General features: G+C 72.2%; 20 protein-coding genes, 1 tRNA gene and 1 pseudogene. 13 read left to right on the forward strand and 9 right to left on the reverse strand.

Going from position 1 to position 22,836, the window contains the following annotated elements; genetic code table 11:
* Window positions 1-119: 119 nt before the first annotated feature.
* The 5 genes from ACFV46_RS20230 to ACFV46_RS20250 form a co-directional block, all read right to left on the reverse strand.
* Window positions 120-1,595 carry a peptidoglycan D,D-transpeptidase FtsI family protein gene (locus ACFV46_RS20230; protein WP_385499055.1) on the reverse strand — a complete coding sequence of 492 codons (1,476 nt, stop codon included), beginning with the start codon at window positions 1,593-1,595 and terminating at the stop codon, window positions 120-122.
* Window positions 1,592-3,034 (reverse strand): FtsW/RodA/SpoVE family cell cycle protein, encoded by a 1,443-nt coding sequence (locus ACFV46_RS20235; protein ID WP_361929450.1) that lies wholly within the window; start codon window positions 3,032-3,034, stop codon window positions 1,592-1,594. The genes ACFV46_RS20230 and ACFV46_RS20235 overlap by 4 nt, the downstream gene beginning before the upstream one ends.
* A 27-nt stretch (window positions 3,035-3,061) precedes the next feature.
* Window positions 3,062-4,633: a Stp1/IreP family PP2C-type Ser/Thr phosphatase gene (locus ACFV46_RS20240; RefSeq protein ID WP_385499137.1), complete on the reverse strand. Its 1,572-nt coding sequence runs from the start codon at window positions 4,631-4,633 to the stop codon at window positions 3,062-3,064.
* A 90-nt stretch (window positions 4,634-4,723) separates the two neighbouring features.
* Entirely contained in the window at window positions 4,724-5,239 is a 516-nt protein-coding gene (locus ACFV46_RS20245; protein WP_361929447.1) for an FHA domain-containing protein, read from the reverse strand.
* 10 nt (window positions 5,240-5,249) lie between these two features.
* Complete coding sequence (locus tag ACFV46_RS20250) at window positions 5,250-6,101, reverse strand: FhaA domain-containing protein (RefSeq protein ID WP_385499057.1); 852 nt, start codon at window positions 6,099-6,101, stop codon at window positions 5,250-5,252.
* Between the two features lie 569 nt (window positions 6,102-6,670).
* On the opposite strand from ACFV46_RS20250, the gene ACFV46_RS20255 reads away from it, so the two are divergent.
* Window positions 6,671-6,754 (forward strand) — tRNA-Leu (locus ACFV46_RS20255).
* Window positions 6,755-6,892: 138 nt separating this feature from the next.
* Here the strand turns inward: ACFV46_RS20255 and ACFV46_RS20260 are convergent.
* Window positions 6,893-7,543: an NAD(P)H-dependent oxidoreductase gene (locus ACFV46_RS20260; RefSeq protein WP_361929443.1), complete on the reverse strand. Its 651-nt coding sequence runs from the start codon at window positions 7,541-7,543 to the stop codon at window positions 6,893-6,895.
* Between the two features lie 157 nt (window positions 7,544-7,700).
* On the opposite strand from ACFV46_RS20260, the gene ACFV46_RS20265 reads away from it, so the two are divergent.
* From ACFV46_RS20265 to ACFV46_RS20280, 4 genes are all read left to right on the forward strand, one after another.
* Window positions 7,701-8,063, forward strand: a complete 363-nt coding sequence (locus tag ACFV46_RS20265) for a helix-turn-helix domain-containing protein (RefSeq protein WP_361929441.1) — start codon at window positions 7,701-7,703, stop codon at window positions 8,061-8,063.
* Between the two features lie 239 nt (window positions 8,064-8,302).
* The gene (locus ACFV46_RS20270) at window positions 8,303-9,772 is read left to right on the forward strand and encodes a DUF2252 domain-containing protein (protein WP_385499058.1); all 1,470 of its coding nucleotides are present in this window, start codon (window positions 8,303-8,305) and stop codon (window positions 9,770-9,772) included.
* A 67-nt stretch (window positions 9,773-9,839) separates the two neighbouring features.
* Window positions 9,840-10,739 carry a hypothetical protein gene (locus tag ACFV46_RS20275; RefSeq protein WP_376727578.1) on the forward strand — a complete coding sequence of 300 codons (900 nt, stop codon included), beginning with the start codon at window positions 9,840-9,842 and terminating at the stop codon, window positions 10,737-10,739.
* Window positions 10,740-10,837: 98 nt separating this feature from the next.
* Window positions 10,838-11,185: a rhodanese-like domain-containing protein gene (locus tag ACFV46_RS20280; RefSeq protein WP_361929435.1), complete on the forward strand. Its 348-nt coding sequence runs from the start codon at window positions 10,838-10,840 to the stop codon at window positions 11,183-11,185.
* 13 nt (window positions 11,186-11,198) lie between these two features.
* Here the strand turns inward: ACFV46_RS20280 and ACFV46_RS20285 are convergent.
* Window positions 11,199-11,649 (reverse strand): annotated as a pseudogene (locus ACFV46_RS20285) (acyl-CoA dehydrogenase); the annotation flags it as partial.
* Window positions 11,650-11,807: 158 nt separating this feature from the next.
* Between ACFV46_RS20285 and ACFV46_RS20290 the strand changes: the two are divergent.
* The 3 genes from ACFV46_RS20290 to ACFV46_RS20300 are packed head-to-tail and all read left to right on the forward strand — an operon-like array spanning window position 11,808 to window position 14,562.
* Window positions 11,808-12,566 carry a DUF5819 family protein gene (locus tag ACFV46_RS20290; protein ID WP_361929432.1) on the forward strand — a complete coding sequence of 253 codons (759 nt, stop codon included), beginning with the start codon at window positions 11,808-11,810 and terminating at the stop codon, window positions 12,564-12,566.
* Complete coding sequence (locus ACFV46_RS20295) at window positions 12,563-13,789, forward strand: HTTM domain-containing protein (RefSeq protein ID WP_385499059.1); 1,227 nt, start codon at window positions 12,563-12,565, stop codon at window positions 13,787-13,789. Before ACFV46_RS20290 ends, ACFV46_RS20295 begins: the two co-directional genes overlap by 4 nt.
* Window positions 13,786-14,562 (forward strand): TrmH family RNA methyltransferase, encoded by a 777-nt coding sequence (locus ACFV46_RS20300; protein WP_385499060.1) that lies wholly within the window; start codon window positions 13,786-13,788, stop codon window positions 14,560-14,562. The genes ACFV46_RS20295 and ACFV46_RS20300 overlap by 4 nt, the downstream gene beginning before the upstream one ends.
* On the opposite strand, the gene paaN is transcribed toward ACFV46_RS20300, so the two are convergent.
* Window positions 14,547-16,253, reverse strand: coding sequence for a phenylacetic acid degradation protein PaaN (gene paaN, locus ACFV46_RS20305; RefSeq protein WP_361929423.1), 1,707 nt, complete (start codon window positions 16,251-16,253; stop codon window positions 14,547-14,549). The two genes, ACFV46_RS20300 and paaN, sit on opposite strands and share 16 nt — an antisense overlap.
* Window positions 16,254-16,413: 160 nt before the next feature.
* Between paaN and ACFV46_RS20310 the strand changes: the two genes are divergently transcribed.
* Window positions 16,414-17,940 carry a 3-hydroxyacyl-CoA dehydrogenase gene (locus tag ACFV46_RS20310; RefSeq protein WP_361929420.1) on the forward strand — a complete coding sequence of 509 codons (1,527 nt, stop codon included), beginning with the start codon at window positions 16,414-16,416 and terminating at the stop codon, window positions 17,938-17,940.
* Window positions 17,941-17,956: 16 nt separating this feature from the next.
* Window positions 17,957-18,547 carry a TetR/AcrR family transcriptional regulator gene (locus ACFV46_RS20315; protein WP_283287728.1) on the forward strand — a complete coding sequence of 197 codons (591 nt, stop codon included), beginning with the start codon at window positions 17,957-17,959 and terminating at the stop codon, window positions 18,545-18,547.
* A gap of 30 nt (window positions 18,548-18,577) precedes the next feature.
* Here ACFV46_RS20315 and ACFV46_RS20320 read toward each other — a convergent pair whose 3' ends face one another.
* A complete protein-coding gene (locus tag ACFV46_RS20320; RefSeq protein ID WP_086866169.1) occupies window positions 18,578-19,063 on the reverse strand; it encodes an Lrp/AsnC family transcriptional regulator in 486 nt (161 codons plus the stop codon).
* A gap of 190 nt (window positions 19,064-19,253) precedes the next feature.
* Between ACFV46_RS20320 and pdhA the strand changes: the two genes are divergently transcribed.
* The 3 genes from pdhA to ACFV46_RS20335 are packed head-to-tail and all read left to right on the forward strand — an operon-like array spanning window position 19,254 to window position 22,803.
* A complete protein-coding gene (gene pdhA, locus ACFV46_RS20325; RefSeq protein WP_385499061.1) occupies window positions 19,254-20,399 on the forward strand; it encodes a pyruvate dehydrogenase (acetyl-transferring) E1 component subunit alpha in 1,146 nt (381 codons plus the stop codon).
* Window positions 20,396-21,400 (forward strand): alpha-ketoacid dehydrogenase subunit beta, encoded by a 1,005-nt coding sequence (locus tag ACFV46_RS20330; RefSeq protein WP_283287725.1) that lies wholly within the window; start codon window positions 20,396-20,398, stop codon window positions 21,398-21,400. The genes pdhA and ACFV46_RS20330 overlap by 4 nt, the downstream gene beginning before the upstream one ends.
* Window positions 21,400-22,803, forward strand: coding sequence for a dihydrolipoamide acetyltransferase family protein (locus ACFV46_RS20335; RefSeq protein WP_385499063.1), 1,404 nt, complete (start codon window positions 21,400-21,402; stop codon window positions 22,801-22,803). Before ACFV46_RS20330 ends, ACFV46_RS20335 begins: the two co-directional genes overlap by 1 nt.
* The last annotated feature ends 33 nt before the right edge of the window (window positions 22,804-22,836 follow it).

Raw genomic sequence — 22,836 nt, forward strand, 5'->3', positions numbered from 1 at the left:
GGCGGTGGTCCGTCCGGGCATACCGTACCCGGCTCATCCTGCGTGACCTGGCCAAGCCCGTAACCCGATACAGGACCGGTATCGCAACGTGCACCGATGTGAAGGGGACGTGAGCGGGGTCACTTCTTGCTGTTGATGACCGCCTCCATGACGCTCTTCGCGATGGGCGCCGCCAGACCGCCGCCGGAGATGTCGTCACGGACGGCGTTCTCGTCCTCGACCACCACGGCCACGGCCACCGGGGCGCTGTCGCCGACCTTGGCGTAGGAGATGAACCACGCGTAGGGGTTCTCGCTGTTGTCCACACCGTGCTGCGCGGTACCGGTCTTGCCGCCGACGGTGGCGTTCGGGATTCGCGCGTTTTGGCCGGTGCCCTTCTCGACGACCGTCTCCATCATCGACTGCAGGATCTGGGCGTTCGCCGCCGACAGCGGCTTGCCCAGCTCCTCCGGGTCCGTCTTCTCGATGGCGTCCAGGTTGTGCGTCTGGAGCTCGTCGACCATGTACGGCTTCATCAGCGTGCCGCCGTTGGCGACGGCGGAGGCGACCATGGCCATCTGCAGCGGCGTCGCGGCGGTGTTGAACTGGCCGATGGAGGACAGCGCGGTCTGCGAGGGGTTCATGTCGTCGGAGAAGATGGAGGCGGTGGCGCGGACCGGGGTGAACTGCTCCTCGGTGAAGCCGAACGCCTTCGCGGTCTCCAGCATCTTCTCGTTGCCGAGGTCCGCCCCGACCTTGCCGAAGACGGTGTTGCAGGAGTACTGCAGGGCGACCCGCAGCGTCGCGTTCTTGCAGGGGATGTTGCCCTCGTTGGGCAGCTTGGTGTTCGTCCCCGTCATGACCCACGGGTCGGGGGAGTCCGTCTTCTCGTCCGCGTCCTTGTAGAGGCCGTGCTGCAGGGCGGCGGCCGCGGTGACGACCTTGAAGGTCGAGCCGGGCGGGTAGACCTCGCGCAGCGCCCGGTTGAGCATCGGGTCGGCGGGGTTGTTCTTCTTCTGCAGACCCGTCCACGCCTTGGAGTCGGTGGTCGTGGAGTTGCCCGCGAAGGACGACGGGTCGTACGACGGGTAGGACGCCAGCGCCAGGATCTTGCCGGTGGACGGCTCGATGGCCGCGACGGCACCCTTGCCGCCCCGCGCCTTCAGGCCGTTGTACGCGGCCTTCTGCGCGGCGGCGTTGAGCGTGGTGACGACGTTGCCGCCCTTGTTCTCCTTGCCCGTGATCATGTCCAGGGTGTTGCGGAAGAACAGGCGGTCGTCGTTGCCGGTGAGGATGCCGTCCTCGATGGACTCCAGCTGCGTGGCCCCGAAGGCCTGCGAGGCGTACCCGGTGACCGGCGCCCACATGGGGCCGTTGGTGTACGTCCGCTTGTACTTGAAGTCGCTGCCCGTCGTCTCCTTGAAGCCGGTGATGGCCTTGCCGTCGACGATGATGTTGCCGCGCGGGGTGCTGTAGCGCTCGATGATGACGCGACGGTTGTTCTTGTCGGTCCTCAGCTCGTCGGCCTGGACGTACTGGATCCAGTTGTCGCGGATCAGCAGGGCCAGTACGAGGAGTCCGCAGAAGATCGCGATCCGGCGCAGGGGCTTGTTCATGACGGGCGGACCACCTGGGTCATCTCGGCGTCGGGGTTGGGCGCCGGGGCCGGCGCGGGACGGCGGGCCGTATCGCTGATCCTCAGCAGGATGCCGATCAGGGCCCAGTTGGCGATCACGGAGGAACCGCCGTACGCCACGAAGGGCAGCGTCATACCGGTCAGCGGGATGAGACCCATGACACCGCCGGCGACGACGAAGACCTGGAGGGCGAAGGCGCCGGACAGGCCGACGGCCAGCAGCTTGCCGAAGGGGTCGCGGGCCGCGAGGGCCGTGCGGACACCGCGTTCGACGATCAGGCCGTAGAGCAGCAGGATCGCCATGACGCCGGCCAGGCCGAGCTCCTCGCCGAAGGTGGCGAGGATGAAGTCGGAGTTGGCGGCGAAGCCGATGAGGTCGGAGTTGCCCTGGCCGAGCCCGGTGCCGAGGGTGCCGCCGGAGCCGAAGGCCCAGAGGGCCTGCATGGCCTGCTCGGTGTGACCGAGCGCTCCCGACCGACTCAGCTTGAACTCGTTCGCCGGGTCGAGCCAGGCGTTCACACGCGTCTGGATGTGGGGCTCGAAGCTCGCCACACCCACGGCGCCGACTGCGGACATCAGCAGACCGAAGACGATCCAGCTGGTCCGCTCGGTGGCGACGTACAGCATGATGACGAACATCCCGAAGAACAGCAGGGACGTACCGAGGTCGGTCTCGAAGACCAGGATGAGGATCGAGATCATCCAGACGACGATGATCGGTCCGAGGTCACGGCCGCGGGGCAGGTACAGGCCCATGAAGCGACGGCTGGCCAGTGCCAGGGCGTCTCTCTTGACCATGAGGTAGCCGGCGAAGAACACCGCGAGGACGATCTTCGCGAACTCGCCGGGCTGGAGCGTGCCGAGGCCGGGGATCTTGATCCAGATCTTGGCGCCGTAGACGTTGGCACCGAGTCCCGGGATCAGCGGGAGGACGAGCAGGAACAGCGCTCCGGCCATGGAGATGTAGGTGTAGCGCTGCAGGACGCGGTGGTCCTTGAGGAAGATCAGTACGGCCACCAGCAGGGCCACGCCCATGGCCGAGTACAGCAGCTGGCGCGGCGCCGCCTCGACGAACGTCTTGCTCGCCTGAAGACGCTTCGACTGGTCCAGCCGCCAGATGATGACCAGTCCGAGCCCGTTGAGGAGCGTCGCCAGCGGGAGCATCAGCGGGTCCGCGTACGGCGCGAACTTGCGTACGGCGAGATGGCCTATGCCTGCCAGCAGGCCCAGGCCGATGCCGTAGGCGAGCAGGCCGGCCGGCACTTCGTCGTTGATCGCCAGACCCACGTTGGCGTAGGCGAACACCGGGATCACGACCGCGAAGACCAGCAACCCGAGTTCGGTGTTGCGGCGGCTCGGCGCTCCGATGGCGCCGATCGTGGACGTGTGGTGCGTCGGCGAGTTCGTAGTACTGCTCATCGTGTGACGGGGCCTCTCACGGCTTGCCTACTGCGTACCGCAGTTCGAGACGACCTTCTGCTCTTCCTCCGAGAGGGTCGGGCCGGGGGTCGGCGTCGCAGTCGGTGTCGGGGAGGTGGACGAGGGAGGTGGGGTCGAAGGGCTGGTCGTCGGCGTCGATGTCGCCTTGGACGTGAGGGAGGTACGGGTGGTTCCCGTGGTGCCTCCGGCCTCGCCCTCGCCCGTCTTCGCGTTCTTCTCGCTCTCGGCGGCCTGGCGTTCGGCCCGCTTCTTGCACGCGGACGCCTGCAGCGCCAGTTCGTCGATCTTCGCCTGAGCGTCCTTCAGGCCGCCTTCGGCGATGGTCGCCTCCACCAGCTTCTGCTGGTAGGGCGGCAGGTACTTGAGTTCGATCTCGGGGTGGTCCGTCTCCACCTTCGACAACGACACCCAGGCCAGGTCCTGGCTGATCCCGCGGTACAGCGCGACGTGCTCGTCGTTCGTGCCGACGTAGTACTGCGTCTGCGTCCAGCGGTAGCCGCCGTACATGCCGCCGCCGACGACGGCGAGAGCCAGGGCCGTGTAGAGGGATCTCTTCAGCCACTTGCGGCCCTTGCCGGGCTTGACGAAGTCGTCGTCGGTGTAGGCGCCGAAGCCGCTCGTCGGGGCATAGCTGGTGGTGTCGCCGGAGCCGGGCGGGCCGAACTCGCCTCCGCCCTGGCCGGGCACCTGGCGGCCGAGCCCGGCGGCGCGGCCCGCGGGCGTCTGCATGATGCCGTTGTCGTGCGGGTGGTGCTGCTGGTTCTCGGCGACCGCGCCGACCACGACCGGGGTGTCGGAGAGCTGCCCGGCGAGGGTGTCGCCGGTGTCCAGGTCGAGGACGTCCGCGACGATCACCGTGATGTTGTCGGGGCCGCCGCCGCGCAGGGCGAGCTGGATCAGCTCCTGGACCGTCTCCTGCGGGCCCTGGTAGCTGGCGAGGGTGTCCTCCAGGGTCTGGTGGGACACGACGCCGGACAGGCCGTCGGAGCAGATCAGGTACCGGTCGCCGGCGCGGACCTCGCGGATCGACAGATCCGGGTCCACATGGTCGCCGCTGCCCAAAGCGCGCATCAGCAGGGAGCGCTGCGGGTGGGTCGTGGCCTCTTCCTCGGTGATCCGGCCCTCGTCGACCAGGCGCTGCACCCAGGTGTGGTCCTGCGTGATCTGGGTGAGGACGCCGTCGCGCAGCAGGTACGCGCGCGAGTCGCCGACGTGGACGAGGCCGAGGCGCTGCCCGGTCCACAGCAGGGCCGTGAGCGTCGTGCCCATGCCCTCCAGCTGCGGGTCCTCCTCGACCATCGAGCGCAGCTGGTCGTTGGCGCGCTGCACGGCGGTGCCGAGCGAGGTGAGCAGGTCGGAGCCCGGGACGTCGTCGTCGAGCGCCACGATGGTGGAGATGGCCTCGGAGGAGGCGACCTCGCCGGCGGCCGCGCCGCCCATGCCGTCGGCGATGGCGAGCAGGCGGGGTCCGGCGTATCCGGAGTCCTCGTTGCCCTCCCGGATCATGCCTTTGTGCGATCCGGCGGCGAAGCGCAGTGACAGACTCATGCGCACCTCGCCCGTCGGCTCCGGGTACATCCGCACGGTGCCCACCCTCCGGTCGGGAGCGCGCCGGGGCCCTGGGTGGGGGCCACCGCTGCGTGCTCGCTCCGCTCGCTCATGTTCGTACTACTTCCGCAGCTCGATGACGGTCTTGCCGATGCGGATCGGCGCGCCCAGCGGAACAGGCGTGGGGGTCGTCAGCCGCGTTCGGTCGAGGTACGTGCCGTTGGTGGAGCCAAGGTCCTCGACGATCCACTGGCCGTCGCGGTCCGGGTAGATCCTGGCATGCCGGCTGGAGGCGTAGTCGTCGTCCAGCACGATCGTGCTGTCGTGCGCCCGGCCCAGCGTGATCGTCTGGCCCTGGAGGGCGACGGTGGTGCCGGTGAGGGTGCCCTCGGACACGACCAGCTTGGTGGGGGCGTTGCGGCGCTGGCGGCCGCCCGCCTGCTGGCCGCGCTGCTGCGGCGGCGCGGCGGCCTGGCGGGCGGCCTGCGGCTGCCGTCCGGCCTCTCGCCTCGACCCGCGCTGGGTGACACGCGTACCGAACAGGTCGCTGCGGATGACCTGCACGGCCACGATCACGAACAGCCACAGTACGGCCAGGAAACCCAGCCGCATGACCGTGAGGGTCAGCTCTGACATTGCCCCCGCTTCACCCTTCGGCTTGCCGGTAAATGATGGTGGTGCTGCCCACGACGATCCGCGAGCCGTCGCGGAGCGTAGCGCGGGTGGTGTGCTGCCCGTCCACCACGATGCCGTTGGTGGACCCGAGATCCTGGATCGTCGAGGGCGTTCCGGTCCGGATCTCGCAGTGCCGGCGGGAGACGCCGGGGTCGTCGATCCGCACGTCGGCGTCGGTGCTGCGGCCCAGCACGAGCGTGGCGCGGGAGATCTGGTGGCGGGTGCCGTTGATCTCGATCCAGTAGCGGGTGCGTCCGCCGGGCGCCGGGGCGGCGGGAGGACGCGCGCCGCCGGCGGGCTGCGGGTAGCCGTAGCCGCCGGGGGGCGGCGCGGCCGGCATCGGCGGGGCGCCGCTGGGCGCGGCGGCCGGCGGGTAGCCGTAGCCGCCCGGGGCGCCGGGGCGTCCGGCCGGGGCGGGCCGCTGGGGACCGCCGGCCTGCTGGTCGGTGGAGCCGGCGAGGGTGCGGCTGCGCACCCGGTACAGGCCGGTGTCGAGGTCGTCGGCCTTCTCCAGGTGGACCTTGATCGGGCCCATGAAGGTGTAGCGCTGCTGCTTGGCGTAGTCGCGGACCATGCCCGCGAGCTCGTCGCCGAGCTGACCCGAGTAGGGGCTCAGCCGCTCGTAGTCCGGCGCGCTCAGCTCCACGATGAAGTCGTTGGGGACGACCGTGCGGTCGCGGTTCCAGATCGTGGCGTTGTTGTCGCACTCGCGCTGCAGCGCTCCGGCGATCTCCACGGGCTGCACCTCGGACTTGAACACCTTGGCGAAGGTGCCGTTGACCAGACCTTCGAGACGCTGCTCGAACTTCTTCAGGACTCCCATGGGGCACCTCCTCCGTCGTTGCCTACGTCCTGCATCCCGCGGGGCGGGTACTGCCTTACCTGGTACTGCTTACTGATCGTATCCACGCGCCGGTCGATCGGCTGGTTCCCCCTGTCGGCCCGGTCGACGGGTGTCGACGCCCTCGAAGTTCCCCTGGGAGCTCCCCTTCGAACTCCTCATGGGCGGTGTCCTGCCATGGATCGTAGAGGGGGCCGCAGACCAGTGTCCCGCACCTGACCGCGGACCCCGGTCCCGTCGTGGGGAGATGCGCGTACCGGTACGAGGTTGATACGTGAACAAGTTCTCGCCGATACGGAGCGGACGGGGCCGTGGCCTCGCCGTGTCCGGGCGGCGGACGCCGGCGGACGTGGCCCACGCCACGCACGTGTGTGCGGCGGCCACGGGTCAGGACGCGACTGCGCTGGTGGGCGCGCGCCTGTCGTCCGTACGCCGGTCGCACGGCGGCTGCCTGCGGATAAGGGATGTGAATCCACCCTGGCGAGCGTGCTAATGTTCTGGGTGTCGGAAGGCGCCGGACCGCACGGAAAGGCCCTGAGGACACACCCAATGCGCGGGTGGCGGAATAGGCAGACGCGCTGGATTCAGGTTCCAGTGCCCGCAAGGGCGTGGGGGTTCAACTCCCCCCTCGCGCACAGACGAAGAGGCGGCACCGTTCACACGGTGCCGCCTCTTCTGTTGTGTTCACCACGTGGCCGCCGCGCGGGCGGGCCGGCAGCTGACTCCGATGACCCGCCCTGTGATGAACCTCTCAGGTCAGAAGCCCGCCGGCGTCAGGCCGCGAGGCGCTGCACGAGCGACTTGGCCGTCGTGGCGGCCTCGTCGAGGGCGCGCTCGCGCGAGGCCTCGAAGAGGGGGACCAGGTCGGCCATCTTCGGGTCGGCCGGGGCCATGGTGAGCTCCGGCACGATGAACGTGAGATCGGCGCCGAAGAAGTCCTTGAAGATCGCCGACAGGTAGTTCTGCACGTACTCGTACCCCTCACGCGGGCTGCCCGGGCCGTACGCGCCGCCACGGCTGGCGACGACGGTGACCGGGGTGCCCTTCAGGGGCTGGACCTCGCCGACGGTGCGGCCCATGAGGATCACGTTGTCGAGCCACGCCTTGAGCGTCGACGGGATCGCGAGGTTGTACATCGGCGCGCCGACCAGGACGGCGTCCGCGGACTCCAGCTCCTCGATCAGCTTCACACGCTCCGCGAAGGCGGCGGTCTGCTCGGGGGTGTGCGTGGCCGGGTCGGCGAAAGCGGCGGTGTGGGCGGGCGCGGAGATGTGCGGCACCGGGCGGGCGGCGAGGTCGCGGTGGATCACCGTGCCGTCGGGGTGCTGCTCCTCCCAGGTCCGCCGGAAGGCCTCGGTGACGGTGCGGGACGAAGAGGCACCGGCCGGGAAGACCGAGGAGTCGATGTGCAGAAGGGTGGCCATGACGTCTCCAAGCAGGGGATCAAAAGGGCGTATAGGGGTGAGCTGCCACCATGAGGGTCGAACTTTCCTCAGGGGCTCTAATTTCGTACCTAACTATGGATAGCACAGTCACTTACTTTTTTTCATCCCCACACGGAAGGCCAGTACTCTTGAAGGCATGGCGGGTGAGGAGAGTCACGACGTAGCGAGCTGCAAGCGGGTGGACGAGGGCATCACCCGCGTCTTCCAGCTGCTCGGCAAGCGCTGGACCGGACCGATCGTGTCGGTGCTGACCGCCGGCCCCGCCTACTTCGTCGCCCTGCGCCGGGCCATCCCCGGGATCAGCGAGCGCATGCTCTCCGACCGGCTCACGGAGCTCACGGCCGCGGGGCTCGTGGTGCGCGAGGTGTACGAGGGGCCGCCGCTGCGGGTGGTGTACCGCCTCACGGAGGCCGGTGCCGCGCTGGAGCCGGCGCTGGCGGAGCTGGGAGGCTGGGCGATGAAGCATCTGCCGGACAAGGACCGGCCCGGGAACTGCTGACGGCGGGCCTCGGGGTGCCGTACTGCTGACGCGTGCCGTACTGCTGACGGCGTGCCGTACTGATGACGGCCACCCGGCTCGGGGTCTCCCCGGGTTCCTTTCCCTCCTCTTTTCCACAGGACCGGGGTTGTCCACAGGCCCTGACGCGTTTCGGCCACCCGCTGTACGGTCGGCACGAGTTGATGTTCGTGCGGGAACGCGGAAGTGCGGAAGCGCGGGATGTGGGGGAGGCGGTCGTCATGACCGAGGTCGTTGCCGAGCGCGCGGCGGGCGCGGTCGAGCCGGGGTCGGCGGCGGGCCCGGGCGCGGAGCCGGGCTCGGGGGTTCGCCGGCTGCCGCGGGTGCGCGGGTTCGCCGACCGGGACGCCGGGGGCGCGCCCAAGGCGGAGGGGAAGGCGCTGCGCGCGCGGTTGCCGCGAGCGGAGCACGCCCGCTTCGACGTGGACGGTGCCCGCCCGGACGCCGTGACCGCAGTCGAGGAGTCGAACCTCGGCCGGATCGCCGGGCTGACGCCGATACGGGTGGGCCGGATGGCGGCGACGCCGTTCGCCTTCCTGCGCGGTTCGGCCGGGCTGATGGCGTACGACCTGGCCCGCACCCCGGTGACCGGGATCGGCGCGCAGATATGCGGGGACGCGCACGCGGCGAACTTCGGTCTGTACGGCGACGCGCGGGGCGGCCTGATCATCGACCTGAACGACTTCGACGAGACGCTGTGGGGTCCCTGGGAGTGGGACCTGAAGCGGCTCGCGACCTCGCTGGTGCTCGCGGGCCGGGAGGCCGGCGCGGACGAGGACGTGTGCCGCCTGGCCGCGCGGGACGCGGTCGGCGCCTACCGGCGCACCATGCGCCTGCTGGCCCGGCTCCCGGTGCTGGACGCGTGGAACGCCATCGCGGACGAGGAGCTCGTCTCCCACGCCGACGCCCATGATCTGCTCGGCACCCTGGAGCGGGTCGCGGAGAAGGCGCGGGCCAACACCAGCGGCCGTTTCGCGGCGAGGTCGACGGAGCGGACCGAGGACGGCGGGCGCCGGTTCGTGGACGCGCCGCCGGTGCTGCGCCGGGTCGGGGACGCGGAGGCGGCGGCGGTCGTGGCGGCGCTGGACAGCTATGTCACGACGCTCCCCGAGGACCGGCACCCCCTGCTGGCGCGGTACGCGGTGCACGACGTGGCCTTCCGGGTCGTGGGCACCGGCAGCGTGGGCACGCGGTCCTATGTCGTCCTGCTCCTGGACCACCGCGGTGAGCCGCTGGTCCTCCAGGTGAAGGAGGCACGCCCGTCGGCCCTGGTCCCGCATCTGGCGACGGCCGGTTTCGAGACGCCGGAGCCGGAGCACGAGGGGCGGCGTGTGGTGCTCGGGCAGAAGCGCATCCAGGTGGTCAGCGACGTGCTGCTGGGGTGGACGACGGTGGAGGGGCGGCCCTTCCAGGTGCGCCAGTTCCGCAACCGGAAGGGCAGCGTCGACCCCGCGGCGCTGGCCGCCGACCAGATCGACGACTACGCCCGGATGACCGGTGCCCTGCTGGCCCGTGCCCACGCGCACAGCGCCGACCCGCGTCTGATCTCCGGCTACTGCGGCAAGAACGAGGAGCTGGACGAGGCGATAGCCGCCTTCTCCGTCGCCTACGCCGACCGGACCGAGGCGGATCACGCCGACCTGGTGGCGGCCGTGCGGGCGGGGCGGGTCGCGGCGGAGCCGGGGGTGTGAGCGGACCGGCGGCGGGCGGAGCGGCGGTGTTCGAACAGCCGGCGGCCGGGTGGCCTACGCTGGGCGGGTGACTACGCCGGAAGCTGAGCAGTCCCAGGCCGAGACCGCCGACGCGGCGGCGCCCGGCGGTGCCGAGGTGCCCGCCGGCGGCGCCACCGGGCAGGACGGTGGGGCACGGCCCGAGGAGCGGCTGGAGAAGGCCGTACGGGCCGCAGAGCAGGCGTTGATCGAGTACGAGATCGCGGTGGAGACCTTCCGCGTCGAGATCGACAACTTCTCGCGACTGCACCACCAGAAGCTCGGCCCGATGTACGCCCGGCTCGACGAGCTGGACGCCCGGATCGCCGAGGCGGTCGCCGCGCGCACCGGCGACCCCGAGGACATCCGCAAGGCCGACGAGGCACGGGCCCGGGTGATGCCGATGCCGGGCGTCGAGGAGCTGTTCCACGGCTGGATGGACGACTCGGGGCTGTTCCCGGAGGCCGTGGCGATGCTCACGGACCAGCCGGTGCGGCCGCCGCAGCGGGTGCGTCCCAGCGACGAGGCCCGCAAGCTCTACCGTGAGCTGGCCCGCAAGGCGCATCCGGACCTGGCCCAGGAGGCCGGTGAGCGGGCCCGGCGCGAGGAGTTCATCACCCGCGTCAACGCGGCCTACGCCCGGGGCGACGAGGCGTTGCTGCGGGAGCTGGCGGAGGAGTGGGCGGCCGGGCCCAAGCCCGAGGAGCAGGGTCCGACCCCGGCGGAGGAGCTGTACGCCCGACTGGAGTGGCTGGCCCAGCGCAAGGAGATGCTCACCCTGGTCGCGAAGGAGCTGGAGGAGAGCGCGATCGGGGCGATGCTCCGGCTGGCTCCCGACGACCCCGACCGCCTCCTCGACGAGATCGCCGAGCAGTTGCTGGCGCAGGTCGCCGAGCGGGAGTCGGAGCTGGCGTCGCTGCTCGCGCAGGCGGACGGCACCGGGGCCTGAGTAGGGCCGGAGCCTGAGGGCCGGTGGCTGAGAGGGGCCTGGGAGCGCGGTGGCCCGTGCGCCCGCGGCGTGGGGTGCGGGTCGGGTAGCGTCGGAGTATGCATTTCGGATCTGGCGTACCGGCGGTCGAGGTCACGGACCTCAAGGACGACGACTTCCTGCTGGACGTCCGCGAGGACGACGAGTGGCAGGCGGGTCACGCCGAGGGCGCGCTGCACATTCCCATGAGTGAGTTCGTGGCGCGCTACGGCGAGCTGACCGAGGCCGCGCCGCAGGACGGGCGGGTGCATGTGATCTGCCGCTCCGGCGGGCGTTCGGCGCAGGTCACGATGTATCTCGCCCAGCAGGGCCTCGACGCGGTGAACGTCGAGGGTGGCATGCAGGGATGGGCCGCGTCGGGGCGCCCCGTGGTGACCGACGAGGGCCGGCCGGGGCACGTGCTCTGAGGCGTCGCCGCTCTCACCCCAGGGGATGGGCGGCCAGCAGGTCGCCGAGGGTCTCCTCGCGGGCCGCGGCCGGGCCGAGCGAGAGCTCCAGGTCGCGTCGCCGACGGTCTTGAGGTTCTTGACGTCCTCGTCGGGGAGGCCACGGCGACGTCCCCGGCGGCGGGCAGGGCGCCCGGCGAGCCCGAGCCGATCCGCCCGGGATGCCCGAACTGCTCGCGCTTCGCCGTGTAGGCGGAGGTCATGCGCAGGACCTTTTCGCCCAGGCCGAGGGCGAGCGCGCACGTCCCGGTGGCCAGCAGCTGCCGTAGCCACTCCCAGGCGTCCGGCGCGTCGATCACGTCGGGCCCGGCGATGCGCGCCGCGTCCAGGCGCAGTTCCCCCCAGGCGACCGCCGTCTGGGTCCCGTCGAGCAGCCGGTTCCGGCCGTCCTGCCGGGCGGTGACGCCGCCTCGCCCGCCGCCTGCTGCTCCTCAGTGAAGGTGAAGGCCATGGTCTCCCGCCCGGACCCCCGTAGGGTGTGGGCAACGACGGCCCGGCAGGGGCTGTGCCCGGCGGGCAAGCCTGAGTACCGTTCCCGTGCGACGCCTGGGAAAGACGGACCGGAATCGGGAGACGGGGCAGGATGGACGCGCAGGAGGCCGGTTCGGCCGTGCGGCACGGGCCCGGCGGGGAGCCGCATGACGCTCCGGCCGCCGACGTGCTCCCGCCCGCCCCGGAGCCGGATGCGGAACCCCGCACAGGGGTGGCCGCCCTCTCCCTGCGGTACCAGATCGCCGCGGCCCTCGCCCTCGCGGTCGTGGCCATCACCGTCTGCGTGCACACCGGGATGGTCTTCCTGCACGTCGCGCCGTCGAACACGGTCACCAAACAGCACGGCCAGGCGATAGACGACTGGATATATCCGGAGTTCGAGCAGAACTGGAAGCTGTTCGCGCCCAACCCGCTCCAGCAGAACATCGCCGTCCAGGCCCGCGCCACCGTGGCGACCGCCGACGGCCGCATCCGCACCACCCGCTGGTACGACCTGTCCGCCGAGGACGGCCGGGCCATCGACGGCAATCCGCTCCCCAGCCACACCCAGCAGAACGCGCTGCGCCGGGCATGGGACTTCTTCGTCGCCACGCACGACGCCGAGAACCGCCCGGTCGGCCTGCGCGGGGCGCTCTCCGAGTCGTATCTGCGGCGGACCGTCGAACTGCGGCTGGACCGGGAGGACGCGGCCGGTGAGGGCGGCGTCGTGGAACGCGTCCAGGTGCGCTCCCGCACCACCAATGTGCGCCCCCCGAAGTGGAGCGACGAGCGGGTCTCCGACCGTCCCACCTACCGCGTCCTGCCCTGGTGGCGGGTTCCGCAGACGCGTGAGCGGGAGGACGCCCGGTGAACCGCGTCTCCCTCGCCGTCTCCGCCGCGATCGCCCGGGTGACGGAGTCCGCCCTCGGCCCGTACCAGACGGCCGTGATCAGGATCGGGTTCACCGCGACCTGGCTGCTGTTCCTGCTGCGGGAGTTCCCGCACCGCCAGGAGCTGTACGGGCCGGACGGCCCCTGGGACTTCGGCCTCGCCCAGCAGCTCGTCGGGACGAACGGGGCCTTCACCGCCCTGATGTGGTCGGGGAGCCAGGTCTGGTTCGAGACCGTCTACGCCTTCGCCGTGCTGACGTCGGTGCTGCTCCTGCTCGGCTGGCGCACCCGCACGATGTCCGTGCTGTTCATGGTCGGCGTCCTCTCGTTGCAGAACCGCTCGGTGTTCGTGGGCGACGGCGGCGACAACGTGCTGCACCTGATGTGCGTGTACCTGGTGTTCACGCGCTGCGGCCAGGTCTGGTCGCTGGACCGCCGCCGGGCCCGGCGCGCCGGCGAGGCCCGCGCGCGCGGGGAGCACGTCGGGCCGGACCGGGTGGGCCCGGCGCTGTGGGCGGTGCTCGGTCTGGTGCTGGGCGCGGTCACCGCCGTGGGCCGGCTCGACGGGGACCCGACGGTCCCGGTGATCCTGTGGACGGTGTGGCTCGGCACCGCCCTGTGGTGGGTGGTGGACCGCCGGGCGCGCACCGACCAGCCGCGCATCCTGCTCGACGTCGTCGGGAACATCGCGCACAACGGCGCGCTGCTCGTGATCATGGCGGAGGCGTGCCTGATCTACGCGACCGCCGGCTGGTACAAGATCCAGGGCTCCCGCTGGCAGGACGGCACCGCCGTCTACTACCCGCTGCACCTGGAGTACTTCTCGCCCTGGCCGGGCCTCGCCGACCTGCTGTCCGCCAGCGGCACGATGGTCATGCTCATCACGTACGGCACGGTCCTCGTCCAGGTCGCCTTCCCGTTCACCCTGTTCCACCGCAGGGTGAAGAACGTCCTGCTCGCCGCGATGATGACGGAGCACGCCGTGATCGCGGTCGTCCTCGGGCTGCCGTTCTTCTCGCTGGCGATGATCGCGGCGGACGCGGTGTTCCTGCCGACGCCGTTCCTGCGCCGGGTCGGTGACGCGGCGGAGCGTGCCCGGGTCCGGCTGGCACCTGCGGTCCGGCGCCGCGACGGCGGGACGGCGGTACCGGAGCCGCGCACCCCGGAGGACCCGGAGCCCGCGCACGTAGGCTTCACGGCATGACCGACCCCGCCCCCGGTGCCGTGCGCGTCTGGCACCGCCTCTCCGGCACGTCCGTCCTGCTCGACGGCTTCCACGCCCTCAAGCACGCCCTCCGCTTCGGCGCCGAGATCCCGGTGGCGGTGGCCGTCGACCGCAAGGCGGCGCTCGCCCTCGCCGAGGAGCTGGCCCCGGACGTGCGGGACGCCCTGGACGCGCTGCTGACCGGGGTCACGGAGGCGGAGTACGCCGCGCTCGTGCCGCGTCCGCACCCCACCGCGGTGGCCGCGCTGGCCGTACGCCCGTCCCGGGAGGCCAACCTGGCGAGGCTGGCGCGGGCCGGGCGGCCCGCCCCGGTCGTGGTCCTCGACGACCCGCGCCACCTCGGCAACGCGGGCGCGGTGATCCGGCTGGCCGCCGGGTTCGGCGCGACCGGCGTGGTCACCACCGGCACCCTGGACCCCTGGCATCCGACGGTCGTGCGCGGCGGGGCGGGCCTGCACTTCGCCACGGCCGTGGAGCGGCTGACCGTGGCGGAACTGCCGCCGGGCCCGCTGTTCGCGCTGGACCCCGAGGGCGACGACATCCGGGGTGTGGAGATCCCGGACGACGCCGTCCTCGCCTTCGGGTCCGAGCGCAGCGGCCTGTCGGCCGGGCTACGCGCGCGGGCCGACCGGTCGGTGGCGCTGCCGATGCGCCCCCAGGTCTCCAGCTACAACCTGGCCACCAGCGTGGCGATGACCCTGTACCACTGGAGTCTGACCCGGGGCGCCCTCCCGGTTCAGGACAGGCCCTGAGCCTCGCGGCGCACCTCGACGACACGGAAGCGGTTGGCGACGAACGCGCCGTCGCACAGCGCCGCGTTGGCCGCCGGGTTGCCGCCGGAGCCGTGGAAGTCGGAGAACGCGGCCGTCTGGTTGACGTAGACGCCGCCCGTGAGGTTCAGCGACAGCTGGGCCGCCTCCTCCAGGCACACCTCCCGCACGGCCTCCTCGACCTCCTCGTCGGTGGTGTACGCCCCGACGGTCATCGCGCCCTTCTCGCGCACCGTGCGCCGCAGCAGCTCGACCGCGTCGGCCGACGAGTCGACGGCGACGGCGAACGACACCGGCCCGAAGCACTCGCTCATGTAGGCGGCCTCGTCGTCGGGCTTGGCGCCGTCGAGCTTCACGATGACCGGGGTGCGCACGACCGCGCCCGGGAAGTCCGGGTGGGCGACCTCCCGTGAGGCGAGGGCGACCTCGCCGAGTCCGGGGGCGGCCTCCAGGCGGGCCTTCACGTCCGGGTTGACCAGGGCGCCGAGGAGCGCGTTCGCGCGGGCGTCGTCGCCGAGGAGGCCGTCGACCGCGCGCGCGAGGTCGGCGACGACCTCGTCGTAGGTCCTGGGGCCCTGGTCGGTGCGGATGCCGTCGCGCGGGATGAGCAGGTTCTGCGGGGTGGTGCACATCTGGCCGCTGTACAGGGACAGCGAGAACGCCAGGTTGGACAGCATCCCCTTGTAGTCGTCCGTGGAGTCCACGACGACCGTGTTGACGCCGGCCTTCTCGGTGTAGACCTGCGCCTGGCGGGCGTTGGCCTCCAGCCAGTCGCCGAACTCGGTGGAGCCGGTGTAGTCGATGATCCGGATCTCGGGACGGGTCGCCAGGGTCTTGGCGATGCCCTCGCCGGGCCGCTCGGCGGCCAGCGCCACCAGGTTCGGGTCGAACCCGGCCTCGGTGAGCACCTGCCGCGCGACCTGGACGGTGAGCGCGAGCGGCAGCACCGCGCGCGGGTGCGGCTTGACCAGCACGGGGTTGCCGGTGGCGAGGGAGGCGAAGAGGCCCGGGTAGCCGTTCCACGTCGGGAAGGTGTTGCAGCCGATGAGCAGGGCGATGCCGCGCGGGACGGGCGTGAACGCCTTGCTCAGCGCCAGGGGGTCGCGCTTGCCCTGGGGCTTGGTCCACTCCGCGTGGTCGGGGGTGCGGACCTGCTCGACGTAGGCGTAGGCCACCGCCTCCAGGCCGCGGTCCTGCGCGTGGGGGCCGCCCGCCTGGAGCGCCATCATGAACGCCTGGCCGGAGGTGTGCATGACCGCGTGGGCGAACTCGTGCGTCCGGTCGCTGATCCGCTTGAGGATCTCCAGACAGACCACCGCGCGCGTCTCGGCGCCCGCGTCCCGCCACCGCCGCATGCCGGCGCGCATGGCCGGCAGCAGCTCGTCGAGGTCCGCGTGCGGGTACTCCACGCCCAGCTCGACGCCGTAGGGGGAGACCTCGCCGCCGACCCAGCCGTCCGTGCCGGGCTGGCCGAGGTCGAGGCGGCTGCCGAGGAGGGCGTCGAAGGCGGCCTTGCCCGCTGCCGCGTCCAGGCTGCCGTTCTCCCCGTAGGCCTTGGGGTGCTCCGGGTGCGGAGACCAGTAGGCGCGGGTACGGATCGCCTCCAGGGCCTGGTCGAGAGTGGGCCGGTGCTTGGCGATCAGCTCGTGGGCGGTGAGTTCGGCGGTGGCCATGCGGGACCAACTCCTCGTTTCCTGAGCTCTCCGTCGAGCTCATGACCTGGGCAGAAACATGGGCAGGAACAGGCGGTCAGAGTTAGAGTAACCGAACGATCGGTCGGTTCAAGGGGGTCCGCCGCATCTGTGGAAAACCCCGTGCGGGAGGATCGCGCCCATGACAGCACTCGACCTCAGCAGCCCCGTGGCCGTCGTCGGCACCGGCACCATGGGCCAGGGCATCGCCCAGGTCGCACTGGTCGCTGGGCATCCCGTACGGCTGTACGACGCCGCCCCCGGGAGGGCGCGGGCCGCCGCCGACGCCATCGTCGCCCGGCTGGACCGGCTGGTGGAGAAGGAGCGGCTGACCGGCGCCGACCGTGACGCGGCGCGGGACCGGCTCGTGCCCGCCGACGCGCTCGGCGACCTCGCCGACTGCGCCCTGGTCGTCGAGGCCGTCCTGGAGCGTCTCGACGTCAAGCAGGAGCTGTTCCGCGAGTTGGAGGGCATCGTCGGCGAGGACTGCCTGCTCGCCACCAACACCTCGTCCCTGTCGGTGACGGCCATCGGCGGCGCGCTGGCCAACCCGGGCCGGTTCGTGGGCCTGCACTTCTTCAACCCCGCCCCGCTGCTGCCGCTGGTCGAGGTCGTCTCCGGGTTCGCCACCGACGTCACGTCGGCCACGCGCGCGTACGAGACGGCCCGCGCGTGGGGCAAGACGCCGGTCGCCTGCGCGGACACCCCCGGGTTCATCGTCAACCGGATCGCGCGGCCCTTCTACGCCGAGGCGTTCGCGGTGTACGAGGCGCAGGGCGCCGATCCGGCCACCATCGACGCGGTGCTGCGCGAGTGCGGCGGCTTCAGGATGGGCGCCTTCGAGCTGACCGACCTGATCGGGCAGGACGTCAACGAGTCGGTGACGCACTCGGTGTGGGAGTCCTTCTTCCAGGACGTGCGCTTCACGCCCTCGCTCGCCCAGCGGCGCCTGGTCGAGTCCGGCCGGCTCGGCCGCAAGACCGGCCGCGGATGGTACGACTACGCCGACGGGACCGGCGCCGCCGAGCGGCCCGAGCCGCACACGGCCGAGCCCGGCCGCACCCCGGCGTACGTCGTCGCGGAGGGCGACCTGGGCCCGGCCTCCGAGCTGCTGGCGCTGATCCGGGAGGCCGGCATCCAGGTGCGCGAGGAGGACGAGGACCACGGCACGCGCCTGGTGCTGCCGAGCGGCGGCCAGCTCGCGCTCGCCGACGGGCAGACCTCGGTGGAGTTCCGCGACGTCGTGTACTTCGACCTCGCCCTCGACTACCGGCGGGCCACCCGGATCGCGCTGTCCGCGTCCCAGGACACCTCGCCGGGGACCCTCGCGGAGGCCACCGGGCTCTTCCAGGCGCTCGGCAAGGACGTCAGTGTCATCGGCGACGTCCCGGGCATGATCGTCGCCCGGACCGTCGCGCGGATCGTCGACCTGGCGCACGACGCCGTCGCCAAGGGCGTCGCCACCGAGGAGGACATCGACACCGCGATGCGCCTGGGCGTCAACTACCCCCTCGGCCCCTTCGAGTGGAGCCGCAGGCTGGGCCGCAACTGGGCCTACGCCCTCCTCGACGACCTGCACCTGCGCGATCCGTCGGGCCGCTACGCCCCGTCCCTCGCGCTGTACCGCCACGCCTACGCCTCCGACAAGCGCCAGGGCGGCTCCTCATGACCCGGGAGGGCACCCCATGACCACTGCCAAGCGCGACACGTACACGCCGGAGACCCTGCTCTCCGTCGCCGTCCAGGTCTTCAACGAGCGCGGCTACGACGGCACCTCCATGGAGCACCTGTCCAAGGCGGCCGGCATCTCCAAGTCGTCGATCTACCACCATGTGACCGGCAAGGAGGAGCTGCTGCAGCGTGCCGTCAGCCGGGCCCTGGACGGGCTGTTCGGCATCCTCGACGAGGAGCACGCGCGCACGGGGCACGCCGCCGACCGGCTGGAGTACGTCGTCCGGCGCATGGTCGAGGTGCTGATAACCGAGCTGCCGTACGTGACGCTGCTGCTGCGGGTGCGGGGCAACACCGACACCGAGCGGTGGGCGCTGGAGCGCCGCCGCGACTTCGACCACCGGGTCGCCGCGCTGCTGAAGGCGGCCGCCGCGGACGGCGAGGTGCGGGCCGACGTGGAGGTGCGGCTGGCCACCCGGCTCGTCTTCGGCATGATCAACTCGATCGTCGAGTGGTACCGGCCGGACGGCCGCGGCACGAGCGAGCGCGAGGTCGCCGAGACGGTCGTCCGCCTGGTCTTCGACGGGCTGCGCAAGGCCGGCTGACCGGCCGGCGGGGCCGTACGCGCGCGTGGGTCAGCCCTGGGGCTCCAGGTCCTCCTCCTCGAAGACCAGCAGGGTGCGGGTGCTGAGCACCTCGGGGATCGCCTGGAGCCGGGTGAGGACCAGCTCGCGCAGGGCCCGGTTGTCGGGGGTGTGCACCAGCAGCAGGACGTCGAAGTCGCCGCCGACCAGGGCGATGTGGGAGGCGCCGGGCAGCCGGCGCAGCTCCTCGCGGACCGTGCGCCAGGAGTTCTGGACGATCTTCAGGGTGATGTAGGCCGAGGTGCCGTGGCCCGCCCGCTCATGGTCGACGCGGGCGCCGAAGCCGCGGATGACGCCGTCCTCGACGAGACGGTTGATGCGCGCGTAGGCGTTGGCCCGCGAGACGTGCACCCGCTCGGCGACCGACCGGATCGAGGCGCGGCCGTCCGCCTGGAGCATCTGGAGGATGTCCTGATCTATGGCGTCCAGCGGACGGGCGGGCGGCCGGAGAGGGCCGCCCCCGTCGTCTTCGGCCATTTGTTCAGCGTCCATGTCCCCCCACCCTCCTCGCGTGGACTTCCTGCGTTCATTGGAGGCTGTGGAGAACCGTTTGTCCACAGCCTGGGGGTGCCTGTAGCCAAAATGTGCCGGCGACCGAACAATCGGTAGGTGAGGCGCGTCACGGACGCCGCGCCTCCCGTAGCCGCTCCCACGAGGAGGTGCCGTCATGACGGTCATGGAGCAGCGAGGCGCGTACCGGCCATCGCCGCCGCCCGCCTGGCAGCCCCGCATGGACCCCGCGCCCCTGCTGCCCGACGCGGAGCCCCACCGCGTTCTCGGCACCGAGGCCGCCGCGAAGGCCGACCCGGACCTGCTGCGCCGGCTGTACGCCGAGCTGGTGCGCGGCCGCCGGTACAACGCGCAGGCGACCGCGCTCACCAAGCAGGGCCGTCTCGCGGTCTACCCGTCCAGCACCGGCCAGGAGGCCTGCGAGGTCGCCGCCGCGCTGGCCCTGGAGGAGCGCGACTGGCTCTTCCCGAGCTACCGGGACACCCTCGCCGCCGTCGCCCGCGGTGTGGACCCCGTCGAGGCGCTGACGCTGCTCCGCGGCGACTGGCACACCGGCTACGACCCCCGCGAGCACCGCGTGGCCCCCCTGTGCACGCCGCTCGCGACGCAGCTCCCGCACGCCGTGGGCCTCGCGCACGCCGCCCGCCTCAAGGGCGACGACGTCGTCGCGCTCGCCATGGTCGGCGACGGCGGCACCAGCGAGGGCGACTTCCACGAGGCGCTGAACTTCGCGGCCGTCTGGCAGGCGCCGGTCGTCTTCCTCGTGCAGAACAACGGCTTCGCGATCTCCGTCCCGCTCGCCAAGCAGACCGCGGCCCCGTCGCTGGCCCACAAGGCCGTCGGCTACGGGATGCCCGGCCGCCTGGTCGACGGCAACGACGCGGTCGCCGTGCACGAGGTGCTGGGCGAGGCCGTGCGCCGCGCCCGCGAGGGCGGCGGCCCCACGCTGATCGAGGCGATCACCTACCGGATCGACGCCCACACCAACGCCGACGACGCCACCCGCTACCGCGGGGACGCCGAGGTGGACGCCTGGCGCGACCACGACCCGATCGCGCTCCTGGAGCACGAGCTGACCGAGCGCGGCCTGCTCGACGACGCCGGCCGGCAGGCCGCCCGGGACGCCGCCGAGGCCATGGCCGCCGACCTGCGCGAGCGCATGAACCAGGACGCGGCGCTCGACCCGGCGGACCTGTTCGCCCATGTGTACGCCGAGCCCACCCCGCAACTGCGGGAGCAGCAGGCGCAGTTGCAGGCCGAGCTCGACGCCGAGCACGACTCCCACGGGGGTGCCCACCGATGACCACCGTCGCCGTCAAGCCGGCCACCATGGCGCAGGCCCTCACGCGCGCGATGCGCGACGCCATGGCCGCCGACCCGTCCGTGCACGTCATGGGCGAGGACGTCGGCACCCTCGGCGGTGTCTTCCGCGTCACCGACGGACTCGCCGCCGAGTTCGGCGAGGACCGCTGCACGGACACCCCGCTGGCCGAGGCGGGCATCCTCGGCACCGCGATCGGCATGGCCATGTACGGCCTGCGCCCGGTCGTGGAGATGCAGTTCGACGCCTTCGCCTACCCCGCGTTCGAGCAGCTCGTCTCGCACGTGGCGAAGATGCGCAACCGCACCCGCGGCAGGATGCCCCTGCCCCTGACGATCCGCATCCCCTACGGCGGCGGCATCGGCGGCGTCGAGCACCACAGCGACGCGTCCGAGGCGTACTACATGGCGACCCCCGGGCTGCACGTCGTCACGCCCGCGACCGTCGCCGACGCCTACGGCCTGCTGCGCGCGTCCATCGCCTCCGACGACCCGGTCGTCTTCCTGGAGCCCAAGCGGCTGTACTGGTCGAAGGCCGACTGGAACCCGGACGAGCCGCAGTCCGTCGAGCCCATCGGCCGCGCGGTGGTGCGCCGTCCCGGCCGCAGTGCGACGCTCATCACCTACGGACCGTCCGTGCCGGTCTGCCTCGAAGCCGCCGAGGCGGCCCGCGAGGAGGGCTGGGACCTGGAGGTCGTCGACCTGCGCTCGCTGGTGCCGTTCGACGACGAGACGGTGGCCGCCTCGGTCCGGCGGACCGGACGCGCGGTCGTCGTGCACGAGTCGGGCGGGTTCGGCGGCCCGGGCGGGGAGATCGCCGCCCGTGTCACGGAGCGCTGCTTCCACCACCTGGAGGCGCCGGTGCTGCGCGTGGCCGGGTTCGACATCCCCTACCCGCCGCCGATGCTGGAGCGCCACCATCTGCCCGGCGTGGACCGCATCCTGGACGCCGTCGGGCGTCTGCAGTGGGAGGCCGAGAGCTGATGGCACAGGTGCTGGAGTTCAAGCTCCCCGACCTCGGGGAGGGGCTGACCGAGGCGGAGATCGTGCGCTGGCTGGTCCAGGTCGGCGACGTCGTCGCGATCGACCAGCCGGTCGTCGAGGTCGAGACGGCCAAGGCGATGGTCGAGGTGCCCTGCCCCTACGGCGGTGTCGTGACCGCCCGCTTCGGCGAGGAGGGCACCGAACTGCCCGTCGGCGCCCCGTTGCTGACGGTCGCCGTCGGCGCGCCGGCCACCGGTGAGGAGCCCGAGGGTTCGGGCAACGTGCTCGTGGGCTACGGCACCTCCGAGGCGCCCGCGCGCCGCCGCCGCGTCCGGCCGGCCAGCCCGGCGGCGCCCGCCCGGGACAGCGCGGCGAACGGCGCCCCGCGCGCGGGCACCCCGTCCGCCGAGCGTGTGGCGCGGCCCGTCGGCACCGCCGCCGGCCACGGCACGGACACCCCGGCGGCCGCCGAGCCGGTCCGTCACGACGGACCCGTGCCCGTGATCTCCCCCCTCGTCCGCCGTCTCGCCCGGGAGAACGGGCTGGACCTGCGAGAGCTCCACGGCTCCGGACCGGACGGGCTCATCCTGCGGGCCGACGTCGAGTACGCCCTGCGGGCCGCCGCGTCCCGCCGCACCGCGCAGCCCGCCGCACCCGCACCCCATGAGGCGCCGGCGCCCGCGCGGAGCCCCATCCGTTCCTCCGCGCCCGCCGCCGGTGTCCGTGTGCCCCTCAAGGGCGTGCGCGGTGCCGTCGCCGACAAGCTGTCCCGCAGCCGGCGCGAGATCCCGGACGCGACCTGCTGGGTGGACGCCGACGCGACCGAGCTGATGCGGGCGCGCGCGGCGATGAACGCCGTGGGCGGGCCGAAGATCTCCCTGCTCGCCCTGCTGGCCCGGATCTGCACGGCCGCCCTCGCCCGGTTCCCCGAGCTGAACTCCACGGTCGACATGGAGGCCAGGGAGGTCGTCCAGCTGGAGCAGGTGCACCTGGGCTTCGCCGCACAGACCGAGCGGGGCCTCGTCGTCCCCGTGGTCCGGGACGCCCACGCGCGGGACGCGGAGTCCCTGACCGCCGAGTTCGCCCGGCTGACCGAGGCGGCCCGCGCGGGCACCCTCACCCCGGCCGAACTGACCGGCGGCACCTTCACGCTGAACAACTACGGCGTGTTCGGCGTCGACGGCTCCACACCGATCATCAACCACCCGGAAGCCGCGATGCTCGGCGTCGGCCGCATCATCCCCAAGCCCTGGGTGCACGAAGGGGAGCTGGCGGTCCGCCAGATCGTCGAGCTCTCGCTGACCTTCGACCACCGGGTCTGCGACGGCGGTACGGCGGGCGGCTTCCTGCGCCATGTGGCGGACTGCGTCGAGAACCCGGCGGTGCTGCTGCGCACCCTGTGACGCACCCGTCGCGACGGGCCGCCCCCCGTGCGT

The organism is Streptomyces sp. NPDC059852, assembly GCF_042731455.1.
Taxonomy (GTDB): domain Bacteria; phylum Actinomycetota; class Actinomycetes; order Streptomycetales; family Streptomycetaceae; genus Streptomyces.

Coding starts and splice junctions, on each gene's coding strand:
- ACFV46_RS20270 (WP_385499058.1), top strand. CDS start 8,303: ATGACCGAGGTCGTTGCCGAGCGCGCGGCGGGCGCGGTCGAGCCGGGG.
- paaN (WP_361929423.1), bottom strand. CDS start 16,253: ATGGCCACCGCCGAACTCACCGCCCACGAGCTGATCGCCAAGCACCGG.
- ACFV46_RS20240 (WP_385499137.1), bottom strand. CDS start 4,633: ATGTACCCGGAGCCGACGGGCGAGGTGCGCATGAGTCTGTCACTGCGC.
- ACFV46_RS20230 (WP_385499055.1), bottom strand. CDS start 1,595: ATGAACAAGCCCCTGCGCCGGATCGCGATCTTCTGCGGACTCCTCGTA.
- ACFV46_RS20320 (WP_086866169.1), bottom strand. CDS start 19,063: ATGGCCGAAGACGACGGGGGCGGCCCTCTCCGGCCGCCCGCCCGTCCG.
- ACFV46_RS20235 (WP_361929450.1), bottom strand. CDS start 3,034: ATGAGCAGTACTACGAACTCGCCGACGCACCACACGTCCACGATCGGC.
- pdhA (WP_385499061.1), top strand. CDS start 19,254: ATGACGGTCATGGAGCAGCGAGGCGCGTACCGGCCATCGCCGCCGCCC.
- ACFV46_RS20280 (WP_361929435.1), top strand. CDS start 10,838: ATGCATTTCGGATCTGGCGTACCGGCGGTCGAGGTCACGGACCTCAAG.
- ACFV46_RS20335 (WP_385499063.1), top strand. CDS start 21,400: ATGGCACAGGTGCTGGAGTTCAAGCTCCCCGACCTCGGGGAGGGGCTG.
- ACFV46_RS20250 (WP_385499057.1), bottom strand. CDS start 6,101: ATGGGAGTCCTGAAGAAGTTCGAGCAGCGTCTCGAAGGTCTGGTCAAC.
- ACFV46_RS20260 (WP_361929443.1), bottom strand. CDS start 7,543: ATGGCCACCCTTCTGCACATCGACTCCTCGGTCTTCCCGGCCGGTGCC.
- ACFV46_RS20330 (WP_283287725.1), top strand. CDS start 20,396: ATGACCACCGTCGCCGTCAAGCCGGCCACCATGGCGCAGGCCCTCACG.
- ACFV46_RS20265 (WP_361929441.1), top strand. CDS start 7,701: ATGGCGGGTGAGGAGAGTCACGACGTAGCGAGCTGCAAGCGGGTGGAC.
- ACFV46_RS20310 (WP_361929420.1), top strand. CDS start 16,414: ATGACAGCACTCGACCTCAGCAGCCCCGTGGCCGTCGTCGGCACCGGC.
- ACFV46_RS20315 (WP_283287728.1), top strand. CDS start 17,957: ATGACCACTGCCAAGCGCGACACGTACACGCCGGAGACCCTGCTCTCC.
- ACFV46_RS20300 (WP_385499060.1), top strand. CDS start 13,786: ATGACCGACCCCGCCCCCGGTGCCGTGCGCGTCTGGCACCGCCTCTCC.
- ACFV46_RS20290 (WP_361929432.1), top strand. CDS start 11,808: ATGGACGCGCAGGAGGCCGGTTCGGCCGTGCGGCACGGGCCCGGCGGG.
- ACFV46_RS20245 (WP_361929447.1), bottom strand. CDS start 5,239: ATGTCAGAGCTGACCCTCACGGTCATGCGGCTGGGTTTCCTGGCCGTA.